Annotated in this window: 16 protein-coding genes and 1 riboswitch; of the genes, 7 read left to right on the top strand and 9 right to left on the bottom strand. The window is 64.2% G+C overall.

The annotated features are described in order from the left end of the window. Positions 1-306: 306 nt before the first annotated feature. Positions 307-1989 carry a fatty acid--CoA ligase gene (locus DN387_RS20920; RefSeq protein ID WP_054916228.1) on the bottom strand — a complete coding sequence of 561 codons (1683 nt, stop codon included), beginning with the start codon at positions 1987-1989 and terminating at the stop codon, positions 307-309. 132 nt (positions 1990-2121) lie between these two features. Then, positions 2122-2751, bottom strand: a complete 630-nt coding sequence (locus tag DN387_RS20925; protein WP_043864359.1) for a LysE family transporter — start codon at positions 2749-2751, stop codon at positions 2122-2124. Positions 2752-2939: 188 nt separating this feature from the next. On the opposite strand from DN387_RS20925, the gene DN387_RS20930 reads away from it, so the two are divergent. From DN387_RS20930 to DN387_RS20940, 3 genes are all read left to right on the top strand, one after another. Next, complete coding sequence (locus DN387_RS20930) at positions 2940-3902, top strand: 2-hydroxyacid dehydrogenase (RefSeq protein ID WP_054916229.1); 963 nt, start codon at positions 2940-2942, stop codon at positions 3900-3902. A gap of 42 nt (positions 3903-3944) precedes the next feature. After that, the gene (locus DN387_RS20935) at positions 3945-4943 is read left to right on the top strand and encodes a class I SAM-dependent methyltransferase (RefSeq protein ID WP_043864357.1); all 999 of its coding nucleotides are present in this window, start codon (positions 3945-3947) and stop codon (positions 4941-4943) included. Positions 4944-4982: 39 nt separating this feature from the next. After that, positions 4983-5102: riboswitch (yybP-ykoY riboswitch) on the top strand. 88 nt (positions 5103-5190) lie between these two features. After that, positions 5191-5778, top strand: a complete 588-nt coding sequence (locus tag DN387_RS20940) for a TMEM165/GDT1 family protein (RefSeq protein ID WP_043864356.1) — start codon at positions 5191-5193, stop codon at positions 5776-5778. Positions 5779-5865: 87 nt separating this feature from the next. On the opposite strand, the gene DN387_RS20945 is transcribed toward DN387_RS20940, so the two are convergent. After that, positions 5866-6681, bottom strand: a complete 816-nt coding sequence (locus DN387_RS20945; protein ID WP_043864476.1) for a M48 family metallopeptidase — start codon at positions 6679-6681, stop codon at positions 5866-5868. A 154-nt stretch (positions 6682-6835) separates the two neighbouring features. Between DN387_RS20945 and DN387_RS20950 the strand changes: the two genes are divergently transcribed. Next, positions 6836-8977, top strand: a complete 2142-nt coding sequence (locus tag DN387_RS20950) for a methyl-accepting chemotaxis protein (RefSeq protein WP_043864355.1) — start codon at positions 6836-6838, stop codon at positions 8975-8977. Positions 8978-9062: 85 nt separating this feature from the next. Here the strand turns inward: DN387_RS20950 and DN387_RS20955 are convergent, their stop codons facing one another. From DN387_RS20955 to DN387_RS20965, 3 genes are read right to left on the bottom strand one after another with little or no spacing between them, the layout of a single operon-like run. Further along, complete coding sequence (locus tag DN387_RS20955; protein ID WP_054916230.1) at positions 9063-9683, bottom strand: SOS response-associated peptidase; 621 nt, start codon at positions 9681-9683, stop codon at positions 9063-9065. 9 nt (positions 9684-9692) lie between these two features. Further along, positions 9693-9953 (bottom strand): DUF2007 domain-containing protein, encoded by a 261-nt coding sequence (locus DN387_RS20960; RefSeq protein ID WP_054916231.1) that lies wholly within the window; start codon positions 9951-9953, stop codon positions 9693-9695. Next, on the bottom strand, positions 9953-10135 hold the full coding sequence (locus DN387_RS20965) for a CPXCG motif-containing cysteine-rich protein (RefSeq protein WP_054916232.1): 183 nt from the start codon (positions 10133-10135) through the stop codon (positions 9953-9955). Before DN387_RS20965 ends, DN387_RS20960 begins: the two co-directional genes overlap by 1 nt. Positions 10136-10258: 123 nt before the next feature. Between DN387_RS20965 and DN387_RS20970 the strand changes: the two genes are divergently transcribed. Beyond that, entirely contained in the window at positions 10259-11422 is a 1164-nt protein-coding gene (locus DN387_RS20970; RefSeq protein ID WP_043864351.1) for a 1-acyl-sn-glycerol-3-phosphate acyltransferase, read from the top strand. 107 nt (positions 11423-11529) lie between these two features. Here the strand turns inward: DN387_RS20970 and DN387_RS20975 are convergent, their stop codons facing one another. Beyond that, positions 11530-11790 carry a hypothetical protein gene (locus tag DN387_RS20975; protein ID WP_054916233.1) on the bottom strand — a complete coding sequence of 87 codons (261 nt, stop codon included), beginning with the start codon at positions 11788-11790 and terminating at the stop codon, positions 11530-11532. Positions 11791-11953: 163 nt separating this feature from the next. Here DN387_RS20975 and DN387_RS20980 point away from each other — a divergent pair, with 163 nt between their 5' ends. Further along, positions 11954-12160: a hypothetical protein gene (locus DN387_RS20980; RefSeq protein ID WP_043864349.1), complete on the top strand. Its 207-nt coding sequence runs from the start codon at positions 11954-11956 to the stop codon at positions 12158-12160. 72 nt (positions 12161-12232) lie between these two features. Here the strand turns inward: DN387_RS20980 and DN387_RS20985 are convergent, their stop codons facing one another. Continuing rightward, positions 12233-12817 (bottom strand): YajG family lipoprotein, encoded by a 585-nt coding sequence (locus DN387_RS20985; protein ID WP_043864348.1) that lies wholly within the window; start codon positions 12815-12817, stop codon positions 12233-12235. Between the two features lie 791 nt (positions 12818-13608). Between DN387_RS20985 and mqo the strand changes: the two genes are divergently transcribed. Beyond that, a complete protein-coding gene (mqo, locus tag DN387_RS20990) occupies positions 13609-15114 on the top strand; it encodes a malate dehydrogenase (quinone) (RefSeq protein ID WP_043864347.1) in 1506 nt (501 codons plus the stop codon). A gap of 54 nt (positions 15115-15168) precedes the next feature. Here the strand turns inward: mqo and DN387_RS20995 are convergent, their stop codons facing one another. Continuing rightward, positions 15169-15456 (bottom strand): PA4642 family protein, encoded by a 288-nt coding sequence (locus DN387_RS20995; RefSeq protein WP_054916234.1) that lies wholly within the window; start codon positions 15454-15456, stop codon positions 15169-15171. Between the last annotated feature and the right edge of the window lie 12 nt (positions 15457-15468).

Raw genomic sequence — 15468 nt, forward strand, 5'->3', positions numbered from 1 at the left:
CAGTGAGTCCTTTGAGAAACGCATCGAACGACCGACGTGAATACGCCTGCTGGTCGACCAACGTGGCAGTGCGCAGTCATTTGCGCGGGCCCCCGTCCCTAAAAATCCCCTGACCCGACTATAGCCAGCAGGTACCTGTGCTTGATCCCTCTAAAGTGTGATTTGCACGTTGGTACTACACCCAAAGAGCTGATTCGCTCGCCAACTGCGCGGGCAGCGGCAAGGATGGCCTATTTTTTCGCTTTGACAAGGCGCGCAGGTGTCTGGCGCGAGGGTCGCACCCGCCAGGGCGCGACCGGCCTGCCTTCAGAGGGTGGACAGAAATGCGCTGTTGCTGGCCTGCCAGTGGCTGATGTCGACGCGGATGCGCTTCTTGTCCAGCTTGCCCACGCTGGTCTTGGGAATTTCGGTAACAAGGGCGATCTGGCTGGGGATTGCCCACTTGTTGATCATGCCCAGCTCCACGTAGGGCTTGAGGTGCTCCTTGAGCTCGCGGGCGTCGATGCTGGTGCCGTCACGCACCACCAGCAGGGCAAACGGACGCTCGCCCCACTGCGGATCGGGTACACCCACCACCGCCACTTCGCGCACCGAGGGGTGGCGGCTGACGAGGTCTTCGAGGGCCAGCGACGACACCCACTCCCCGCCGGTCTTGATCACGTCCTTGATGCGATCGCGGATATCGACCACGCCCATGCTGTCGATGGTCGCCACATCCCCGGTGTGCAGCCAGCCGCCCTGCCACAGCTCGGCGCCTTTCTCCGGTTCGCGGAAATACCCCATGCTCAGCCACGGCGCGCGCAGCACCAGTTCGCCCTGGGACTCGCCGTCAGCCGGCAGGAAGCCGCCTTCGGCATCCATCACCGCGGCCTCCACCAGCGGCACCGGCACGCCGGCCTTGATGCGGTAGCTGATGCATTCGTCGTCGCTGCCGGCCAGCAGCTCTTCGTTGAGGTGGGCACAGGCCACCAGCGGGCAGGTTTCCGACATGCCATAGGCCGCCGTGAGCTGGATGCCCTGGGCCTTGGCCGACTCATACAGGGCGCGGTTGAGCGAGCTGCCGCCGATGATGATCTTCCAGCCGCCGAAATCCTGGCCCTGCGCGCCCTTGGCGTTGAGCAGCATCTGCAGGATGGTCGGTACGCAGTGCGAGAAGGTGACCTTTTCGTCCCGCCACAGCTGACACAGCATCTCCGGCTCGTAGCGCCCCGGGTAGACCTGCTTGAGCCCGAGCATGGTGGCCACGTAGGGGATACCCCAGGCGTGCACGTGGAACATCGGGGTGATGGGCATGTACACATCATCGGTGCCCAGCAGGCGGATGCTGTCGATGCTGCCGGTCACGGTAGCCACGCCCAGGGTGTGCAGCACCAGCTGGCGATGGGTGAAATACACGCCCTTGGGGTTGCCGGTGGTACCGGTGGTGTAGAAGGTGGTGGCCACCGAGTTCTCGTCGAAGTCGGGGAAGTCGTAGGTGGTGGCCGCGCCCGCCAGCAGGTGCTCGTACTCGCCCACCAGGTTCGGCAGTTCGGCATGCTTGTCGGGGCCGTCGGTGAGCAGCAGGGTCTTCTCGACCGTGGTCAGTTGCGGCGCGATGGACTGATACAGCCCGATGAAATCGCTGTTGACCAGCACGAAGCGGTCTTCGGCGTGGTTCATGGTGTAGAGGATCTGCTCGGGCGACAGGCGCACGTTGATGGTGTGGGCCACCGCGCCGATCATCGGGATGGCGAACATGCACTCCAGGTAGCGATGGCTGTCCCAGTCCATCACCGCCACGGTGTCGCCGGCCTTGACCCCGGCTGCGGTGAGCACGTTGGCCAGGCGCGCGATGCGCTCGCTCAGGGTCAGGTAGTTGTAGCGCAGCTGATCGCGGTACACGATCTCGCGGGTTTTCTCGTAGCGGCTGCCCGACATCAGCAGGCGCTTGATCAGCAGCGGGTATTCGTAAGCGCCCGCAGCGGGGGCGATAATCCTGGTTTGCAGCATGGGAGTCCCTTTTTCGAGTACGCAGGCATGGCAATACGGCGCTTACTCTAGAACGGGACGGGGGCGCTCAAATCAGCCAAAGGAATGATTTGCGCGCCCTCAGGGATGACAGGCCAATGGCCATCAACCGCCTCAGTGCATCTCGGTGAAGGCGATCTTGATACCCAGCGCCACCAGCACCGCGCCCATGCCGCGATCGAACCAGTGGCCCATGCGCGCAAAGCCGGAGCGCACGCGGGCGTGGCTGAACAGCAGGGCCACCAGGCAGAACCACAGGCCGGTGGCCAGCGCCAGGTAGGCCCCGTAGCCGGCCTGTATCAAGAGCGGCGTGTGCGGGTTGATCACCACCGTGAACAGCGACAGGAAGAACAGCGTGGCCTTGGGGTTCAGGCCGTTGGTCATGAACCCTGCCACAAAGGCGGCACGCGGGGTGCGCGCCACGGTCGAGACCTGCACGCTCTCGCTGCCGGCAGGCGCCGGGCGGGCACGCAGGGCCTTGATGCCGATGTACACCAGGTAGGCCGCAGCCAGCCACTTGAGCACGTTGAACAGCATGATCGACTGCGACACGATCAGGCCGATGCCCAGCAGCGAATAGCCCACATGCAGGAAGATCGCCGTGCCCACGCCGAAGGCGGTCCAGGTACCGGCGCGCCGACCGTGGGTAACACTTTCGCGCACCACCACCGCAAAGTCCGGGCCGGGGCTGGCCACGGCCAGCAGGTGGATCAGCGCAACGGTGAGAAATTCTGCCCAGTACATGGGGTGACGCTCCTGGCAAACGATCGGGTGGCGTACCTTACCCACTGCCTGGCAGTTCTGAAAGATACAGTTACAAGTGAATCGGCACAGTCACCTCCCGTGCAGCCGGATGCCTGGCTTTACGCCCACGGCGATGCAGGCTCTAATGCCCCACTACCTGCTCAAACCACACCCCAGGAGCCTGCCCCATGACCTTGCGCCGCGCTGTATTCCTCGACCACAGCTCCCTGGACCTGGGCGACCTCGACCTGAGCCGCCTGCGCGGCTGCTTCGATGAACTGCAGTTGCACCCGGCCACTGCCCCCCACGAAGTGGCCGAGCGCCTGCAGGGCGCGAGCGTGGCGATCACCAACAAGGTGCACCTGGACGCCGCCGCCCTCGCGGCCTGCCCCGACCTAAGGCTGATCCTGGTGTCGGCCACCGGCACCAACAACGTCGACCTGCAGGCCGCGCGCGCCCAGGGCATCGTGGTCAGCAACTGCCAGGGCTACGGCACGCCCTCGGTGGCGCAGCACACCCTGGCCCTGCTGCTGGCGCTGGCCACTCGCCTGCCCGATTACCAGCAGGCGGTGGCCGACGGCAAATGGGCCCAGGCCAGGCAGTTCTGCCTGCTCGACTTTCCCATCGTCGAACTGGAGGGCAAGACCCTCGGCCTGCTCGGCCACGGCGAACTTGGCGGTGCGGTGGCGCGCCTGGCCGAAGCTTTCGGCATGCGCGTGCTGTCCGGCCAGTTGCCCGGCCGCCCGGCCCGCGATGATCGCCTGAGCCTGGCCGAGCTGCTGCCGCAGGTGGATGCGCTGACCCTGCACTGCCCGCTCAACGACAGCACCCGCAACATGATCGGCGCCGCCGAGCTAGCCCTGCTCAAGCCCGGCGCGTTCGTGGTCAACACCGCCCGTGGCGGGCTGATCGACGAGCAGGCGCTGGCCGACGCACTGCGCAGCGGGCACCTGGGTGGCGCCGCCACCGACGTGCTCAGCGTGGAGCCTCCGGTCAATGGCAACCCCCTGCTGGCAGGCGATATCCCGCGCCTTGTGGTCACCCCGCACAGTGCCTGGGGCGCGGTCGAGGCGCGCCAGCGCATCGTCGGCCAACTGGCCGAGAACGCCGAAGCCTTCCTGCAGGGCAACCCGCGCCGAGTGGTCAGCTGAGTTCTGCTAGAATTCGCGACTTTTTGCAGAGGGGCGCCGACCATGGACCCGCGTAGTGAAGTGTTGCTCCGTCAGGCCGAGCTGTTCAAAGGCCCCGTCTTGCTGGCCGGCCTGCCCGCCGACGACCTGCTGGGCAGCCTGCCTGATGCCCGCGCCTGGAGCTGGCACGCCGGCGACCAGGCCGCGCTCGAGGCGCGTTTTGCCGGGCGCAGTCACTATGGCGTGGAGGTGCCGCCGGTGGCTTTCGACGGCGCCGTGCTGTTTCTGCCCAAGTCCCGCGATCTGGCCAACTACCTGCTCAATGCCCTGGCCTCGCGCCTGGGTGGGCGCCAGCTGTACCTGGTGGGTGAAAAGCGCGGGGGTATCGAGGGTGCGGCCAAGCAGCTGCACGCCTTCGGCAAGCCGCGCAAGCTCGACAGTGCACGCCATTGCCAGCTGTGGCAGGTCACGGTGGACACCCCGCCAGAGGCGCAGCCGCTGGAAAGCCTGGCGCAACGATTCGAACTGCCACTGGCCGAAGGCCCGCTGCAGATCGTGAGCCTGCCCGGGGTCTTCAGCCATGGCCGGCTGGACCGCGGCAGCGCGCTGCTGCTGGACAACCTCGAGCAACTGCCCGTGGGCCATGTGCTGGACTTTGGCTGCGGTGCGGGCGTGCTCGGCGCGGCGATCAAGCGCCGCTACCCACAAAGCCGGGTAACGCTGCTGGACGTGGATGCCTTCGCCGTGGCCAGCAGCCGCCTGACCCTGGCCGCCAATGGCCTGGAGGGGGAGGTCATCGCCGGTGACGGCATCGATGCCGCGCCCCGCGAGCTGAACGTGATCCTGAGCAATCCGCCGTTTCACACCGGGGTTCACACCAATTACCACGCCTCGGAAACATTGCTGAAAAAATCGGCCGATCATCTGAAAAAAGGCGGCGAACTTCGGCTTGTGGCCAACAGCTTCCTGCGGTACCAACCGCTCATCGAAGGCGCCTTGGGCAACTGCCTGATTCGCGACGAGGGACAAGGCTTTCGGATCTACCAGGCCACACGAACTTAAAAACTTCGCTTGCCCAAACGGTTTTGCCTAGGCAGAATCCGCTCCGTCCTAGGGGAGTAGTCTCCCGCGAGCACCCAGCTCGCCCGGTACGCGTCAACATACTTGGTCCTCAGACCATGGCGCGTACGACCCACGGTCCGCACAGACGGATCCAGGGTTTGACAAGACCTATGACACGCACACCTTACCCGGGGCGGGAAGGCTGTACGTGTCATAGCCGTGTCGACCCGCCCCCGTAGGAATCCTGATGCTGGAATCGTTGCTGGTCCCCACCGCCATCGTTGCGCTCGCCGAAATCGGCGACAAGACGCAACTGCTCGCGCTCATCCTCGCTGCACGCTTTCGCAAACCCTGGCCGATCATCGCCGGTATCGTTGCCGCGACCCTGGCCAACCATGCGGCGGCCGGTGCAGTGGGTGCGTGGTTCGGCAGTTTCTTCTCGGAGGCCACGTTGCACTGGATCCTGGCCGCAAGCTTTGCCGCCACGGCCCTGTGGACCCTGGTGCCGGACAAGATGGATGACGATGAAGCCAGTACGGCGCGGCGCTTCGGCCCGTTCCTGACCACGCTGATCGCGTTCTTCATTGCCGAGATCGGCGACAAGACGCAGGTGGCCACGGTGATGCTGGCGGCGCAGTACCCGCACCTGATCATGGTGATCATCGGCACCACCCTGGGCATGCTGATTGCCAACGTACCGGTGGTGCTGGCGGGCAATTTTGCCGCCGAGAAGCTGCCGTTGACCCTGATCCGTCGCCTGGCGGCCACGGCATTCGTGGTGCTGGCGCTGGTGGCGGTGTATTCGGCGATGAAGGTCAGCGGGTGGGTGGGCTGATACCGGCTAGTGTGTGAAGCATTCGCCGGCAAGGCCGGCTCCTACAGGTTCAGGTAGGAGCCGACAGTGCCGGCGAAGGTCACGGCGCTATTTTCTGGCTTGCTCGTACAACGGCATCACCTTGGGAATCGCCGCCTGCAACGACGCGATACGGCTGCTCGAAGCCGGGTGAGTGCTCATGAACTCAGGCTGCGAACCACCCGACGCTTCGGTCATCTTGTTCCACAGGCTGATCGCCGCATTCGGGTTGTAGCCCGCACGCGCCGCCAGCTCCAGGCCGATCAGGTCGGCTTCGTTCTCGTTGCTGCGGCTGTTGGGCAAGGTCATGCTGTACTGCACCACGGTGTCGGCCAGCGCCAGGCTGTCCTGGCCCAGGCCGAACAGGGCACCTGCGCCCTGGCGCGCCATCTCCACACCATAGGCCTTGGACATCGCCTCGCGACCATGCTCGCGCAGGGCGTGGGCGATCTCGTGGCCCATCACCGCCGCGATCTCGTCGTCGGTCAGCTTGAGCTTGTCGATCAGGCCGGTATAGAAAATGATCTTGCCTCCCGGGCCGCAGTTGGCATTGAGCTCGTCGCTCTTGATCAGGTTGACTTCCCATTTCCACTGCGCCGCATCGGGGCGGAACTTCGGCGCCTGCACGATCAGCCGATCGGCAATGGCCTGCACCCGCTTGGCGGTGGCACTGGTCTTGTCGAGCATACCCTTGGTGGATGCCTCGCCCAGGGTCTGCTGGTACGACTGCGCGTACATCTGGTTGACCTCATCGGTCGACAGCATGCTGAACATGTACTGCTTGCGCTCCACGCCTACCGCTCCACCACTGGTGGTGTTCACGGCCTGGCAACCGGCCAGCAGCACACTGGCGCTCAGGGCACCGATAACAACTGATCTACGCATGAAAACACTCCCTTCGAACATGCGGCGTATCCTAGGCCGCGCATCATAAACGCGCTACAGCCGTTCGCGAAGAATTGCATCGCCACACTCATGCTTTGCCCCCGGCACGCCGATAACGCCCAGACAGGCGACCCTCTTTGCGCTCGGAGCTCCCATGAAGTTCAAGTCGATCCAGTTTTCCGTGGCCGCGCTGGCCGGTGCCATCGTGCTGAGCATCGTTGCAGCACTGGTGCTATACGCAGTGTATTCCGGTGCCCGCACCCAGACGCTGGTGCACAACCGCACCCAGCAACAGTTCGAGGCAGTGATCGAGCAACGCCTGACGGCCCTGGCCCAGACCCAGGTCAGCCAGATCCAGCGCAGCCTCGAGGCGCCGCTGCTGATCGCCCGCGGCCTGGCCACCACCAATGCTCTGATCGGCATGCAGGATGCTGCCGGCAACCCGCAGCTCAAGCTCGAACGCGAACAGATGATCGCCCTGCTCAGGCAGACCGCCCTGGACAACCCGCTGTTGCTGGGCGTTTACGTGGGCTGGGAGCCCAATGCGCTGGACCACGACGATGCCCGCTATGCAGGCAGCACGCTGGCGGGCGTCAACCCGCAGAGCGGGCGCTTTCTGCCGTGGTGGTACCGTAACGACGACGGTAGCCTGACCCTCGACAAACTCCAGGATGTGGACGACCGTACCCTGCTGCCCACGGGCGTGCGCACCAGCGAGTACTACCTGTGTTCCAAGGAGACCGGCAAGGCCTGCGCCATCGACCCGGCCCCGTACCAGGTGGGCAACAAGACCGTGATGCTGGCCTCGTTCGTCGAGCCGATCATGGTCAACGGCCAGTTCCAGGGCATCGCCGCCGCCGACCTGTCGCTGAACTTCATCCAGGATATGCTCAAGGCCGCCGACGCCCAGCTGTATGACGGTGCGGGCGAGATGGCGCTGCTGTCCAACAACGGACGCGTGGTGGCCTATACCAAGGATGCGAGCACGTTCGGCAAAAAAGCCAGCGATGTGCTGCAACCCAATGAAGTGGCGGTGCTCGGCAACCTGTCGGGCAAGGCGCTGCACTACGAAATCGACCATGCCAGCGGACAGATCGAGCTGTTCGTGCCATTTGCCGTGGGCAACACCGCCTCGCGCTGGACCTTGCTGCTGCAACTGCCGGTCAGCGCGGTGATGGCCGACCTCGACGCGCTGCAGCGCGAAATGAGCGCCCAGCGCAGCACCGACCTCACCGGCATGATCGTGGTCGGCCTGGGCATCGCCGGGCTTGGCCTGCTGGTGATCTGGCTGCTGGCCCACGGCATCGCCCGGCCGCTGCGCCAGATGGTCGGCATGCTGGACGACATCGCCCAGGGCGAAGGTGACCTGACCCGGCGCCTGAGCAGTGATCGCGCCGACGAACTGGGCGCCATCGCCCGTGGCTTCAATACATTCCTGAGCAAGCTGCAGGCAATGATCAGCCAGGTGGTGGTGTCGGTGCAGAAGGTCAGCGACTCGTCCGAGCACACCGCCGACATCGCCATTCGCACCAACCAGGGCGTGCACAAGCAGATGGCCGAGATCGACCTGGTGGCCACTGCGGTGCATGAAATGACCGCGACCGCCCAGGACGTGGCGCGCAATGCCACCCATGCGGCGCAAGCGGCCAGCAATGCCGACCAGGCCGCCAACCAGGGCCTGGAGATCGTGCGCAACACCTCCACCTCGATCAGCGCCCTGGCCGAGGAGATAGGCCGTGCGGTGGGTGTGGTACAGGCCCTGGCGCGCGACAGCGAGAACATCAACGCGATCCTGGTGGCGATTCGTGCAATTGCCGAACAGACCAACCTGCTGGCGCTCAACGCGGCCATCGAGGCGGCGCGAGCCGGTGAACAGGGACGCGGGTTTGCCGTGGTGGCCGATGAAGTGCGCAACCTGGCGCAGAAGACCCAGCAGGCTACCGAAGAGATCCAGCAGATGATCCAGCAGCTGCAGCAGGGCACGCGGGATGTGGTGCAGGTAATGGAGGACAGTCAGGGCAAGACCGAAGTCAGCGTGCAACAGGCGGCGCAGGCGGCCCAGGCGCTGGAGAGCATCACCCGGGCGGTGTCGGTGATCAACGACATGAACACCCAGATCGCCAGCGCGGCGGAGGAGCAGAGCGCAGTGGCCGAGGACATCAACCGCAATGTGATCAATATCGGCCAGGTGGCCAATGAAGTGGCTGGCGGGGCGGATGAGTCAAGCACGGCGAGCGCGGAGCTGACCAAGCTGGCGGAGCAGCAGCGCCGGTTGATCAATCAGTTTCGCGTCTGAGCCAGAAGCTTCGCCGGCAAGGCCGGCTCCTACAGGGGCATGCAGTGCCTGTAGGAGCCGGCCTTGCCGGCGAAGGGCTCACCACTTACGCCGGGGTCAGGCACTCCGGCGCATTCAACTTCGGATCATTCACCAGGTTCGCCAGCACCCGCTCGCGCAAGGCGGCCTGCGGGCCAGCGAGCAATTCCTGCAACTTCACCAGCGGCGTCTGCGGGTCCAGCCACGCGGCCTGCCCTGCCGCATCCAGAATCAGCGGCCGGCGCTGGTTGACTGCGGCCTGGGTCACCACCGCCGTGCTCAGCCACACCTGGTCCTGCACCGGGTACGCCTCCCACACGCCGGCAAAGAACAGCGAAGACCCCTCGCCCGGCGTCAGCCAGTAAGGCCGCTTGCGCGCGGTGCCGCGCCACTCGTAGAAGCCGTTGGCCGGCAACAGGCAACGGCGCAGGCGAAACGCTTCGCGAAACATCGGTTGCTCGGCCAGGGTCTCGGCGCGCGCCTGGGCCGGGGTGCGCGACAGGTCGGTCAGCCACGCCGGGGTCAGCCCCCAGCGCGCCCGCGCCAGCTCCAGCTGGCCTTCGCACTGACGCTGGATCAGCACCGAGGCGCCGGGCGAGATGTTCCATTGCGCCTGCTGGTCAGGCGGGAACCCGGGCAGCGCGGCAAACGCCGAAGACCAGCGAAACAGGGCGTAACGTCCACACATGAGCAAAACCTAGCAAATCAGTATTCCCGGAAGACTCTCCGGCTCGTCGCCAGGAAGCGGCTGGGCGCCATTGTACGCGGCGATCAGCTGGCGTGCGTATTCGGCCTGCGCATCGGGCACCGCCAGGCCCAGCAGCCCCTGCATCGGCAGCTCGCCCACGGCGCCCATCAGGTCGCGCCCACTCAGGTGCGCCTTGATCCCTTCGCTGCGCAGCATGCCGATCAGAAGCTCGGCCTCCAGCAGACTTTCCGGCTCGTAGATACGCTGCATCACTCGTCCTCGCGCTTGACGTCCAGCATCCACTCCTCGCCATGCACCTGCAGCACGAACACGATCGGCCGGCAACAGACCTGGCAGTCCTCGATATAGCTCTGGTCGCCACCGGACAGGTCAACGGTGGTTTCCACTTGCTCACCGCAGTAAGGACAATCATAGAAAGCAGATTCCACCATCGCAGTCTCCCAGGTGACTTGTGCGTATAATTGCCGGTCTATTTACAGGCCTTGCCGGTGTCTGAGCCGTTTTTCAGTCCGCAGCCCTACTATTACCCTAGCCGTTTCCAACAAGAGAGCATGATGGGCGAATTCGATGCCATCCGACCGTACAACGACGCCGAGGTGCCCGCCGTGCTGGCGCGCCTGCTCAGCGACCCGGCATTTCTGGATATCCTCACCCACTTTCGCTTCCCGCGCATGGCCGGGGCCTTCGGCTGGCTGCTCAAGCCGCTGATCGCTCGGCGCCTGCGCAAGGAATTTGCCGGGGTCAGTTGCGTATCGACCCTGCAGGACAAGGTCGAATACTACGTCGACCACACCATCGACCGCGCCACCGACGGGGTGACCTACACCGGTGTCGAGCAGTTCAAGTCCGGCAGTGCCTACCTGTTCCTGGCCAACCACCGCGACATCGTGATGGACCCGGCCTTCGTCAACTATGCGGTGTACCACGCCGGCCTGCCGACCCCGCGCATCGCGATCGGCGACAACCTGCTGCAAAAGCCGTTCGTCAGCGACATGATGCGCCTGAACAAGAGCTTCATCGTGCACCGCTCGATCACCGGGCGGCGCGAAAAGCTGGCGGCCTATCAGCTGCTGTCGGCCTACATCAACCACTCGATCCGCAACGACTGCGCCTCGATCTGGATCGCCCAGGCCGAGGGCCGCGCCAAGGATGGTGACGACCGCACCGATTCGGCGATCCTCAAGATGTTCCACATGAGCCGCAAGGACGAACCGTTCGGCGCAGTGATCCAGTCGCTGAACCTGAGCCCGGTGTCGATCAGCTACGAGTACGACCCGTGCGACCAGGCCAAGGCCCGCGAGCTGTACATCCGCGCCACCACCGGCACCTACAGCAAGGCGCCTGGCGAGGATGACGTGAGCATCGCCCAGGGCATCACCGGCTACAAAGGCCGCGTGCACATCAACTTCGCCCCGCCGGTGAGCGAGTACTTCGAAGACACCAAGCAGCTGGCGGCGGAAATCGATCGGCAGATACTGGGTGGCTACCGGTTGTTCCCGGTGCATTACCTGGCGTATGCACAGTGGGCCGATGCCGACCCGCAGTTGCAGGTGCCCAGGGCCGCCGAGGTGTTCCCGGCCGATGAGCTGGCCCGAGCCCAGGCCGAGTGGCAGCGGCGCCTGGATGCCTGCCCGGTGGAACACCAGCCGTACCTGGTGCTGCAGTATGCGATGCCGGTGCGCAACCAGTACCGCGTCAAGGCGGGGTTGGCGCTCTAGACCGCGTCGCCCGTATCGCGGGTCAAGCCCGCTCCCACAGGGATATCACTGGCTTTGAGTACAGTGCAGAACATGTGGGAGCGGGCTTGACCCGCGATGGCTTCACCTCAGATCCAGGTACTGAACCACGACAGCAGCAGCGCCATCGCCAGGCACGAAAACCCCAGGATGTAGTAGAACCGGTTCACCCGCAGGTTCATCCCCTCCACCATCACCTCATCACGCGCCAGCCCCGCCAGCGCCTGCGCGCCACGACGCCGCGCCGCTTGCAACAGCAACCCGCCAGGGCAGGTAATCAACAAGGCCAGCACATTGATCAGCTTGGCCGGGTGGGCCGCCAGCAGCCCCCACATCACTTGCAACGACATCGCACAACCTCGATAAAAAACCAGACCTCGACACGCCGCGCATTCTACCCAAGCGCCAGCGGCTCTCTCGTACTTTGCGACCGATGACAATTAAATCCGGCCGTCACACGTTCGTCATCCCGACAAGCCACTCTATTGCCCTTCAACACTCAGGGAGCTTGTCATGCTGCACGCCGAAAACCAGGACCGCCTCTATCTGATCGCCCCCAGCGATGAACAACAGGCCTTGATCGACGGCCTGGCGTTCAACGTCCAGGACCGCCAGTGGCTGGTGTACTGCGCACTTGGCGGGCATGCCCACCATGACCTGCCGGAGGTCGACCAGGGCACCGGCATCAGCCTGCTGGACTTCTACGTCGAAGCCGCCTGAGCAGGTCACGCCCACTAAAAAGCCCGATGCCTGCAACGAGGCATCGGGCTTTTTCGTTTGCCGTCAGCGGGTTTACTCGCCCAGTACCTGACCGACCGTCGGGTCCTTGAACAGGCGGGTCAGGGCGTCGCTGAGCACGTCACCCACCAGCTTGGTGTTGGTTTCCTGGTTGGGCGCCATGCCGAAGCGCTGGTCCAGCGAGGCGCCGTAGCGACCGCTGTAGCGGCGGTTGGCATTGGACACGTCGGCACGGAAGGTGGCGCCGATGGTGGCCTCGGTCACGTACAGGCCTTCCTTGGGCGACTGGTACTTCAGCTCGGCCAGGGTCACGGTCAGCTGCGGGGCGTTGTAGGCGTTCGCCGTGGGCGTGAAGCCCAGTAGGCGCACCGCTGCCTCGGCCTGGGCCTGCAGCTTGGGCACGATGTCATTGCCGTTCACGGTGATGGCGCTGGTTTCCGGGTACAGCCCGCCGCGGGTACCCAGGGTTTGCGAAGGACGACCATCGACCACCTTGACCACCACCGGCTGGCCACGACCCACGGGCGCGAGCTGGGCAGTGAGTTTGGGTTGCGGGCTGAGTTGTTGCGGGCTGTGGGCACAACCGACCAGGGTCAGGCTGGTGACAGCGATCAAACCGAACAACAAACGTTGCAACATGCTCATCTCTCCAGGAATAGCAGCAAAGGTCGCCAGTATAACCACCCGGGACCACCCCAGCCATCGGGGCCAGCCACTGTCACAATCGTTTCATCATCGACCGCGTAGACTGCCCACCTGCGCCGGTGAGCGCTCTGTTCAGCCGCCTGCCCCCTGCAGGCCAGCCCGCCACGGCGTGGCCGGCGAAGCAAAGCGCAACAAAAGTCGTTAATAAAGATCGTTTCTGCCCGCGACCTCGTTATAATCTCCCCCCGATTATAAGGACGTCTCCTGATCGGGCCTCGCAGCACCGCCAATGCCATTGCATCGGCATCCCCGAATCGCCCACAGAGAGCCGCCCACACAGGTCTTGCCAAGCTGGTGTGCCCGCGTTCCTTCGGCGCTCTGCTCTGCCTGAACCTGCCGGGTTTGCCATCGTGCACACCCTTTTTGAGGTTCACGACTCCAAAAGAGCGTGAAAAAACGGTTTTCACAACTTCACGAGAGTGTGGCGAGCAATGAACAGTCTGGCATGTGTAAAAGCAGCAACTGCGTCCCTGAAAGCCCCAAACAGCTGGCAACAGCACTCATCTGCGATGGGTGACTAAGGCCGGTCCATAGCGCACGATGGACACCTTGACCATAAGTCGAATTGCCGCACGGGCGGTAAAATGCGTTCATAGGCAACGCAAAGCCCGGTTGGTGGTGTCCGCGGAAGTTGAAAAACCTGCGAAGTAGCGGACATGGAAATCCCGGCCAAGCCTGGGAGCCATGCTGTCAATTTGGTGCTGAAGATTTTTGGAGACGCGTTAATGGCGCAGAACGAAGCAGTCGATGTAGTACTGGTAGGGGCCGGCATCATGAGTGCCACCCTGGCCGTACTGCTCAAGGAACTCGACCCGGCGATGAAGCTGGAAGTCGTCGAGTTGATGGATTCGGGTGCCGCGGAAAGTTCCAACCCGTGGAACAACGCCGGGACCGGCCATGCCGGGCTGTGTGAGCTGAACTACACGCCGCAGGCCGCCGACGGCAGCATCGACATCAAGAAAGCGGTGCACATCAATACCCAGTTCGAGGTATCCCGGCAGTTCTGGGCCTACCTGAGCAAAAAGGGCGCCTTCAAGAACCCGCGTGCCTTCATCAACCCGATCCCGCACCTGAGCTACGTCGAAGGTGACAAGGGCGTCGCGTTCCTGAAAAAGCGGTTTGAATCGCTCAAGCCTCACCACGCCTTCGCCGAGATGGAATACACCGAAGACAAGGCGCTGATGAACGAGTGGATGCCGCTGATGATGCCGGGCCGCCCCGCCGACCAGCACATCGCCGCCACCCGCGTGATGAAAGGCACCGACGTCAACTTCGGCGCCCTGACCAACAAGCTGCTCAAGCACCTGGCCGACACCCCCGAGTCGCAGGTCAAGTACAGCAAGAAGGTCACCGGCCTGCGCCGTAACGGCAGCGGCTGGACCGTCACCATCAAGGACGTCAACAGCGGCAGCAGCCGCGACGTCGATGCCCGCTTCGTGTTCCTCGGCGCCGGTGGCGCGGCCCTGCCGCTGCTGCAGCTGTCGGGCATCGAGGAGAGCAAGGGCTTCGGCGGTTTCCCGGTCAGCGGCCAGTGGCTGCGCTGCGACAACCCCGAGGTGGTCAAGCGCCACCAGGCCAAGGTCTACAGCCAGGCCGCCGTGGGTTCGCCGCCGATGTCGGTACCGCACCTGGATACCCGCGTCGTCGACGGCAAGACCTCGCTGCTGTTCGGCCCGTACGCCGGCTTCACCACCAAGTTCCTCAAGCACGGCTCGTTCCTCGACCTGCCGCTGTCGGTGCGCCTGGGCAATATCGGGCCGATGCTGGCCGTGGCCCGCGACAACTTCGACCTGACCAAGTACCTGGTCAGCGAGGTGATGCAGTCGATGGAACAGCGCCTGGAATCGCTGCGTCGCTTCTACCCTGAAGCCAAGGCCGAAGACTGGCGCCTGGAAGTGGCCGGGCAACGGGTGCAGATCATCAAGAAAGACCCGAAAAAAGGCGGCATCCTGCAGTTCGGTACCGAACTGGTGGCGGCCAAGGACGGCTCGCTGGCCGCCCTGCTGGGCGCCTCGCCGGGTGCTTCGGTCACCGTGTCGATCATGCTGGAACTGATCGAACGCTGCTTCCCCGAGCAGGCCAAGGGCGCCTGGGCGGCCAAGCTCAACGAGATCTTCCCGGCACGGGAGAAGGTCCTGGCGACCGACGCTGCGCTGTACCACAAGATCAGCGCGCAGAACGACGAGGCCCTGGGCCTGGTCGAGAACCAGCCGACGCAAAGCTACGCGTAAGCGTGATGCATGAAAAAACGCCCCTCGGGGCGTTTTTTCATGGCTGCGATGTACTCACTTGCGGGCGCTGTCGATGATCTCGATGTACTCGGGCGCATTGCGCTGGTCGCCGATCACCTGGGCGAAGGTGTTGCCGTGCTCGTCCTTGCCGTCCACATCGTATCCGGCCTCGACGAAGAAGCCGACGAAACGTTCGAAGTCATCGATGCGCAGGCCGCGATAGGCCTTGATCAGTTTGTGGTGCGAGGGCGAGCTGGCATCGGCCGGTTCGAACTGGAGAAACGACTTGATGTAGTCGTCGCTGATCTCATCACCAATCACTTGCTTCTTGTCTTTACGCATTGCCGACTCCAA

This window comes from Pseudomonas sp. FBF18, assembly GCF_024261405.1.
Taxonomy (GTDB): Bacteria; Pseudomonadota; Gammaproteobacteria; order Pseudomonadales; family Pseudomonadaceae; genus Aquipseudomonas; species Aquipseudomonas palmensis.